A 7,997-nucleotide genomic window follows, 5' to 3' on the forward strand; every position below is an offset into this window, starting at 1 on the left:
GGCCGCGTGAAACGGCCCGGCAGGTGGCGCATTACCAGCGCACACGGTTTTTGTTGGTGTTTTTGTACCTGACGGGGCTGCGGCGCAGCGAAATCACGCAGGCGAGCACGGCGGATCTGGTGCAGCGCCGGGGCCAGTGGTGGCTGCAGGTCAGTGGCAAGGGACATACGGGGTTGCCGGTGCCGGTTCCCGAAGATGCGCTACAGGCGCTGCGCGCGTACCGAGCCTCCACCGGGCGCAGTGCCTGGCCCGATCCGCTACAGCCAGAGCCCTTGTTGATGGATTTGTACGGCAAGGGCCAGCTGCTGACGAGCAAGGCGGTGCACCAGATTGTGACGACGCTGTTTGCATCGGCAGCCAAGGCCTGCCCAGATCCAGAGCAAGCCCGGCTGTTGCAGGCAGCAACCACGCACTGGCTGCGGCATACGGCGGCGACGCACCAGCTGGATGCAGGGGTGCCACTCTTGGTGGTGCGCGACAACCTGCGGCATGCTTCGGTGCAGACCACTGAACGATACCTGCACGTCGAGCCCGACCGGCAGCATGCGCAGACACAGAAGCACCGGCTCAGGCCAGGGTGAGGATTGCACGGCCACACCTCGGTTTGGGCGCAGGTCAGGTGGCTACCGGCCAGATGCGAATCTTTCAACAAGATTGCTGCGATGACTGTCATCGTAAGTAGCGCTTTTTTGATAGCCAAATAAATTATTTGAAATAAATATTGAATTTCATTTCAAATGAAATTCTATTGAGCCTTTCTTCAGTATCATTCGCTTCAATAACGAACCAAACGAATTGCGCCTAACGCAATCAACTGCCTCTAACTGCGGAGAAATCACATGACAGCCCAACCACGCCCAACTCCAGATCGCTCGGTCGTCTTGACCAAAGCCACATTGAGTGCCGCAGAACAATTGGGACTGAGCAATGCTGATTTGGCCGCAGTCATCGGTGTGAGTGAGCCAACTATTTCCCGCCTCAAAGGCAGCCACGGCCGTACCATTGATCCTAAATCGAAGGAAGGTGAGCTGGCTTTGATGCTGATACGCGTGTTCCGCTCGCTAGACCCACTGATTGGTGGTGATGAAGGTAAGCGCAAAGCATGGATGAGCAGCTACAACAGGGCACTGGTTGGCCAACCTAACCAACTGATACGTAAAGCCGATGGCTTAGTACGCACCCTTGCATATTTAGATGGAATGCGCGCTGCATCATGAAAGCAGAAAGTTGGAATCCAGATTGGCTTCAAACCCACTGTACGGAACTCAGCATGGTGGGTGCATGGCGTGGAGTAGAGACGCAATACATTGCGGCATCTATGAAGCTTGTGGACACCATGGAAGAGTACGATTTGCTGGAGCAGATGCTGGAAGAAAGCAAACCTCCGGCAGTACCTTCGGCCACACCCAAACACTTCCTGTTGTTGAGTCCGTTCCGCTACTTTCCACAGCACAGTTCACGTTTTCGCCCAGGGCATCAAAGCGGTCTATGGTACGGGTCATCAACGTTGCCGGGCGCTTGTTCCGAAATTGCTTACTGGCGCATGCGCTTCATTTTGGATAGCGCAGGGTTAGCAAGTGGTAGCGCCGTGGTGACAGAGCACACGTTCTATCAAGCAACCGTGCGAGGTCAGGCCATTAATTTGATGGGTGCGCCGTGGGTAGATTTTTCTCACCTTTGGAAACATTTCTCAGACTACAGCGGTACGCACAAGCTTGCCGAAGCAGCCATCAATGCAGGCGTGCAGTGGATTCAATATGAGTCCGTCCGTGCTCCTTCCTGCTCTTTAGCTGCTGTACTTACGCCAGATGCACTCGTTGGAGACAGTGCAGAGATCGAAGGCTCCAAGCAAGAGTGGATTTGCAAAGCATCACGCGATGCTGTGCTAATGCGTAGCAAAGACGGGGTGACGCAATTCGAGTGGCATGAATAGCTAGTAGTCAGTCATCTTGGAGTTGGAGTTAACCCGTTTCCGGCAAACCAGGCCGTAGCCTTTGCCAATATGTCGAGCTCCATTTGGACTTGGCGCAGCTTGCGGCGCAATTCGATGAGCTCTTGGCGCTCCTTAGCGTTCAAGGCCGCTGCGCTGGCCGGTAGCGCAGTGGCGCCAGCTCCACCAGCTTGACGCACCCAGCTCAGGATACTGGTGGTGTGGCAGCCAAACTCCTTGGACAATGCACTTGGAGTGCGGCCGCTGCGCACCAGTTCGACCATTTGGTCGCGAAAGGCTTGCGCGTAGGGTGGTTTAGGTCTTGGCATGTTGGACTCTTTCTTTCAGTTGGAAAGTGTCCGCGAAATGGGGGCAACTCCAACTCCACTCCGGCAGAAGCTGAGGCAAACTACTGGAGGCAACTCGCCAACAGCAACACCTCGCCAGAGGTGTCAACTTAAACCAACTGGCCTCCTTGAAACCCGGGGCGGTTCATAGCGCTGAACAAGGCCACAGCGACCAAGGCACTTTGAAATGGTCGCAGAGCCCTAGAATTTGCTCTCAAGCCACCCTATTTAGGCTTTGTTTTAGAACTTTCCGGGTGATTTTTTAGTTTTTTTTCCTCCAACTGCAAAAAACTTGCCAACAAAACCGTCCTGAGCTATGCTGCGGCCCATGTTGACAATGCGGTACAGCCATGGCACGGGCAATTGATTTCAAGACGTCGGTAGCGGTCTCGCTATCCGGCCTGGACGTGCCTGCAAAGAAGCTACAGGAGCTGTGCGGCCGCGAGAAGCCGGCAGGCCAGCACCACATGCGCTACATGCCCTCTGACATCCGCGCTGCGCGTTACCGTGCAGCCGGGGTTGAGCCTCCCGCCAACGGCCAGTTGCCTCTGATGTCCAAGTTGCCTCCAGTCATCGTCACACGGATGACCAAGGGTGGTGTCGGAAAAACAAGTATTTCCGTCAACGTGGCGGCTGCGATGGCCATGATGGGCTACCGCGTGCTTGTCATCGACGCAGACCCCCAGGCTTCGGCATCGAACCTGCTGGGCATCGAAACCGCCGTCTACAACACCGACATCCTGCACATCGGGCACTTTCTGAAGAAAGCCACGAACTCACCCGACGCCGACTTGCCTGGGGCCATCAAGCACATCTACGAAGGCGGCTTCCTCGACCTGATTCCCTCGGACATCACCCTGGCAGAGACAGACGCCAGTCTGGTCGCCGTGATGTCCAGTCACACCAGGGCAGAGCTGTTCTTGAACCGCAACAGCACGTATTTCTCCCAACACTACGACGTCATCGTCGTCGACACCGCGCCCGGAACTACCCCCATTGGCCTTGCGTTCTCGTATGCAGCCAAGGATTCCGGCAAGGTGCTCACCGTGGTTGAGCCCGAAGGCAGCTGCCTGCGAGCCCTTGACTCCCTTGCCTCCAACTTGGCTGAAATCAAGGCAGTGACGAGCGCCAACGTCTCCATGGAAGTGGTAATCAACAAGTACCACCCAAGCCTGAAACACGTGCGCGAGTCGATGGGCTTCCTGTATTCAAAGTACGGCTCCATGCTGAACGACTCCATCGTTCCGCAGTACTCCGGTTTCGCACGGCAGCTCAACCCTTCAGACAAGGACGTAGGTCCCTTGGTCGAGTTCGAGTCGAGCTCTGTTGGTGCCACAGCAATCATTGACGTGGCCAAGAGCCTGATTCGCAGCTACGGCATCACGATGCCCGGCCTGCCAGGAGACGAATGATGGCCAAGACTCCTCCCAAGCTTTCAGGCCTCATAAAGACAGGCGCGGTGGTGCCCGCCACCCCCGCACACGAACTGGCCGACATTCCCGGGCCTGGCGCATCCGCTCCCCTTGAGCCGTACGCGCCCCCTGCGGCCGACGAGGCACCCACGCAAGAAGCTCAAGCGACAGCAGTGGACTCTCACAGCGGGCGAAATCTGACCATGCTTGGGGTCCACTTGATAGACCCCAACCCGCTGGCTCCGCGGGAGGTCTACACCCCGGAGATGATTCTGAACCGGGCCGAAGACCTGCGAGCCCAAGGCCAGCACGACCCGATTCACGTCATCCCCAACCCGAACGCCACCGGCCGCTTCATCATCTGTGACGGCTGGACGCGTGTGCAGGCCTGCCGTGAGCACAATGTGTTCGAGTCTTTGCTCGCAGAGATTCACACTGAGCTCGGCATGCAAGAGTCCGCCTGGTTCGGCTACGAGCAAAACGAAGGGCGCTCACAGCACTGCGACCTCGACCGTGCAATGTTCTATGAAAAGCTCATTGCCGCAGGTGAGGCCCCCGCCGAGGTGGCTCGCCGGGCAAAGGTCTCAAAGACCATGATGAGCTTCTACAGGGCGTACGCAAAGCTGCCGGAAGACGTGCTTGAGATTGTCCGCCTGCATCCCCACAAGTTCGGGGCGACCGAGGTCTATCAGCTGGCCAAGCTGCACGACAAAGCGGGCATCCGCAAGGCAGTGGCGCTTGCGAACAAGTATGCGAGCGAAGACCAGACGCAGCGCTGGCTCACAAACCAGGTGCAGGCCCTGCTCAATCCTGTTGCTCACAAAGCGAAGACCTCAGGCAAGACCATTCGGTATGCCAACGGCGTCTACAAGCAGCGCGGCGATGTGTTTGAGCTGGTCATTACCGTGTCTGCCGAGCAACGCGAGGCGTTCGCCCAAGGGCTGGAAGAGCTGCTTGAACTGGCCGCTATCCAGCCGGAGCCAGCTGACGATGACGTCAGCCCAGAGGCACCCCAGGCTTCGTCATGAGCCGGTTTAGTCAACTAAACGGTCACCTCCCCTTGCCGCACGGCAAGGCGGACGGGCTGTTGGCCGACTGGTCGGTCTGCGCGTTTAGTCAACTAAACACTCTCCAGAGCTGCACCTGTATTCTGGCCGGCAGCCCAACACCTTCGCTGCGACCGTTTAGTCAACTAAACGCTTGGGGCACCCCGGAGCTCATCAGACACCTGCCAAAGGCGACCCTTTCCAGTGCAGCGCTCGAGAGCAGAGTGTTTAGTCAACTAAACGCAGGGGTCCACGCCCCTCTTGGACAGACGCAGAAAGATGCGTTTTCCGAGGAAGCGTTTAGTCAACTAAACGCTTTGGGACGACAGCCCAACAGCCACCCCAGGTCTGCAGCGTGCTCTCAGCCTCAGCCCGTTCGGCGCCGTCCCAGCTTTAGAGATTTAAAGCGACGAGTCTATCTACATACAGCACACGAACCCCGCACTACGCGGGGTTCGGTGCATTTGGAATCAGAAATTTGGAGAAATCGCATGAAGTAGCCAAAAACGCTCGTGCCAATGAAAAAACCCCCAGAGCGTCAACTCTGAGGGTTTTCAGGAAATTTGATGAATTCCGCCCGTTTCGCCTAAAACGACGCCAATCGGCCAAAAGCTCCGTAACAGAGCAAATCTTAGGGGAACGGCGGGATTTCATCAAGGACTTTCGTGTCTTTGAGGAGACTGCGATGACTGTTATCGCCCCTACTGTTGTTTACCCGTCGCTCATCAGCCGGGCCTGTGCCGCCCTGGATGAGTCCCCCGTGTTCAAGGATGTGCCTGACGGCTACCTCCGTGTCATTCTGCGAATCGTCAAGAAAATCAACCTGAAACGGTTGAATTCTCCGATTTTGGCCAGCCGCGCCACATTGGCGGAGGAATCAGGCAAATCTGTTGAAACCGTCCACCGCGTGGTGCGCTGGCTGGAAGAGCGCGGCCTGGTGGAGCGCGAACAACGAGCACGCCCAGCGCTGCGCGGCTCCTCTTCACCACTCGTTCCCACCCAGCAGCTCCTGGACGCTTTACTGCTGTCAGCAGTGGCCCGCGCAAGCGTGGACGAGGCTCACTCAGCAAAAGGAACGAGGCCTGTAGCAGGAGAACCTGCGGCCGTTGCCAACAAGAGCTCGGCTCGACCAGCAAACCAAGAGACACCCTTTGAACGTGTTGGCAAGGTGCTGCTGCCTCGCGACCTGGCATGGCTGGTCAAGGAGCAAGGCATGAACTGCTCGGGAGTGCTGCACCTCATGAAGCTCGCAGGCCAATCCAAGCAACGCCTCTCCACTGTTGTGGCAGCCACCAGGAAGTATCTCGAAAGTCTTCAAGGCCGAGAGCTGTACGCTTACCTGAGGGCGCTGCTGGGCAAAGGCAAAGACTTTGGGCTCCGCGCTACCGAGGAAACTCGTGGCGCGGCAGAGACCCAAGAGCGCGAATACCTCAAACAGAAAGCCCAGGATTTGGTAGGCCGAACCTTCCAGAACCAGGATCGAACTCTTGTGGTGAAGGTGGATGACTCAGGTGTCCTGATTGAAGTCCGCAACGGGCAGCGGGCGGCAAGGCCGTTCTGCCGGTCTTTTGTGGAGGCCATTGAGGCAGGCCGCCTGCGTGGCGTCTAAGGGTCCCTGTGGATAACTTTGAGGCGACCAAGTGTCAGCGCAGACAGCTCTATATCCAAGGTTTTTTAAACCTACAGTCTTACAGAAAACAACCAGACGGGGCCGGCAACTTATCCAAAAAAAACCAAAAACAACACTGAAAACCGGGCCAGGGGCCATTTGCACGAACGTTTTGAACGACTGTCCGACGACCATGCCCGCCACTGTTGTAGCAAGGGAAACCACGGCCAGTACCAACTCCACCGAGGGTATTCGAAACGCTTCCATGACCCAGACCGGTTGGCCAAGAGCTGGGATTCGAAATCGAGAGGCGCAACACACCAACCAGGCCTTGGACAGTAAGCGGATGGCGAACCCATCTTGAATGATCTGGTCAGTCTGGGGAAGATCGTGTCCATGCAACCTTCCGTGGACACGATGCTCAAAGACGCTCAGAACCACCGCTATGCATTGGCCGGGCAGTCCGAACGTGGCGCTGGAGCACGCTCAGCTCAACGCACTGGTGCTGCGTCTGCCCTAGCAGCTCAAGCGCATTGGCGAGGATGTGGCCCAGAAGCTGGACTATATGCCCGGCGTCTTCACGGTCGAGCGGCACGTGCGGGGCAAGTGGGCGTGTGCCCAGTGCCAGAGCCTCACACAGGCCCCGGTGGCCGCTCACATCATCGACAAAGGCATCCCGACGACCGGCCTGCTCGCGCAGGTGCTGGTAGCCAAGTACCTGGATCACCAGCCCTTGTACCGTCAGGAGAACATCTTTGGCCGCGCCGGCCTGACCATTCCAAGATCGACCCTGGCGCAATGGGTGGGCACCTGCGGAGCACGGCTGCAGCCGCTGGTCGATGCCCTCAAGACCGAAGTGCTCGGGCACCGGGTGATGCACAGTGATGAGACCCCGGTGGTCATGCTCAAGCCAGGTAACGGCAAGACGCACCGGGCCTACCTGTGGGCCTATGCCCCGGGAGCGTTTGAAGACATGAAGGCCGTGGTCTATGACTTCTGCGAGTCGCGCGCTGGCGAACACGTCCGAGCCTTCCTGGGTGAGTGGCGCGGCAGTCTGATTTGCGACGACTACGCTGGATACAAGGCCAGTTTCAGCCAAGGCGTGACCGAAGCCGGTTGCATGGCACACGCCCGGCGCAAGTTCTTTGACTTGCACGTGGCGGGCAACTCGGCCATGGCCAAGGCCTTGGACTACAGCCTCAAGAGATGGAGTGCGCTCACGCGCTTCGTCGATAAACCGCAACTACCGCCGGACAACAACTGGATTGAAAACCAGATCCGGCCAGTTGCCCTGGGGCGCTCGAATTGGTTGTTTGCCGGCAGCCTGCGCGCGGGCCAGCGCGCCGCCGCCGTCATGAGCCTGATCCAGTCGACCCGCATGAACGGGCATGACCCGTATGCCTACCTCAAGGATGTGCTCACCCGACTGCCCACGCAAAAAGCCAGCCGCATCAACGAGCTCTTGCCGCACCGCTGGAAACCTGGCGCAAGCTGGTTCTCAGCCATGACCGCCAGCTGCGGTCAATATGGGTTCACCGCGTGCATACCTTGGACAGCGCCTTAGAACGTGTTCAAAGTCTTTTGAGCATTAGCGCCAAGAATGCTAGATGGATGAATTGCAAACTGGTATTGAGCCAACGCTCGCAGTTCTTC

At 57.8% G+C, this 7,997-nt stretch carries 7 protein-coding genes and 1 pseudogene; 7 read left to right on the forward strand and 1 reads right to left on the reverse strand.

Annotation, left to right across the window (positions count from 1 at the left end; translation table 11 throughout):
- The 3 genes from EV674_RS17035 to EV674_RS17045 form a co-directional block, all read left to right on the forward strand.
- On the forward strand, positions 1-581 hold a 581-nt coding region (locus tag EV674_RS17035), incomplete at its 5' end, for a tyrosine-type recombinase/integrase (RefSeq protein ID WP_132750514.1).
- A 258-nt stretch (positions 582-839) separates the two neighbouring features.
- Entirely contained in the window at positions 840-1,217 is a 378-nt protein-coding gene (locus EV674_RS17040; protein ID WP_119014886.1) for an antitoxin Xre-like helix-turn-helix domain-containing protein, read from the forward strand.
- Positions 1,214-1,933, forward strand: a complete 720-nt coding sequence (locus EV674_RS17045; RefSeq protein WP_241525049.1) for an RES family NAD+ phosphorylase — start codon at positions 1,214-1,216, stop codon at positions 1,931-1,933. The genes EV674_RS17040 and EV674_RS17045 overlap by 4 nt, the downstream gene beginning before the upstream one ends.
- Before the next feature lie 11 nt (positions 1,934-1,944).
- Here the strand turns inward: EV674_RS17045 and EV674_RS17050 are convergent, their stop codons facing one another.
- Entirely contained in the window at positions 1,945-2,259 is a 315-nt protein-coding gene (locus tag EV674_RS17050; RefSeq protein WP_119014888.1) for a transposase, read from the reverse strand.
- 368 nt (positions 2,260-2,627) lie between these two features.
- Here EV674_RS17050 and EV674_RS17055 point away from each other — a divergent pair, with 368 nt between their 5' ends.
- The 4 genes and pseudogenes from EV674_RS17055 to tnpC form a co-directional block, all read left to right on the forward strand.
- Entirely contained in the window at positions 2,628-3,689 is a 1,062-nt protein-coding gene (locus EV674_RS17055) for a ParA family protein (RefSeq protein ID WP_119014889.1), read from the forward strand.
- Entirely contained in the window at positions 3,689-4,717 is a 1,029-nt protein-coding gene (locus EV674_RS17060; RefSeq protein ID WP_119014891.1) for a ParB/RepB/Spo0J family partition protein, read from the forward strand. The genes EV674_RS17055 and EV674_RS17060 overlap by 1 nt, the downstream gene beginning before the upstream one ends.
- A gap of 496 nt (positions 4,718-5,213) precedes the next feature.
- Positions 5,214-6,344, forward strand: a complete 1,131-nt coding sequence (locus EV674_RS17065) for a helix-turn-helix domain-containing protein (protein ID WP_132750515.1) — start codon at positions 5,214-5,216, stop codon at positions 6,342-6,344.
- Positions 6,345-6,867: 523 nt separating this feature from the next.
- Positions 6,868-7,908 (forward strand): annotated as a pseudogene (tnpC, locus tag EV674_RS17070) (IS66 family transposase); the annotation flags it as partial.
- Between the last annotated feature and the right edge of the window lie 89 nt (positions 7,909-7,997).

Origin of the sequence: Simplicispira metamorpha (assembly GCF_004341365.1) — a bacterium.
In the GTDB taxonomy this organism is placed as follows: Bacteria; Pseudomonadota; Gammaproteobacteria; order Burkholderiales; family Burkholderiaceae_C; genus Simplicispira; species Simplicispira metamorpha.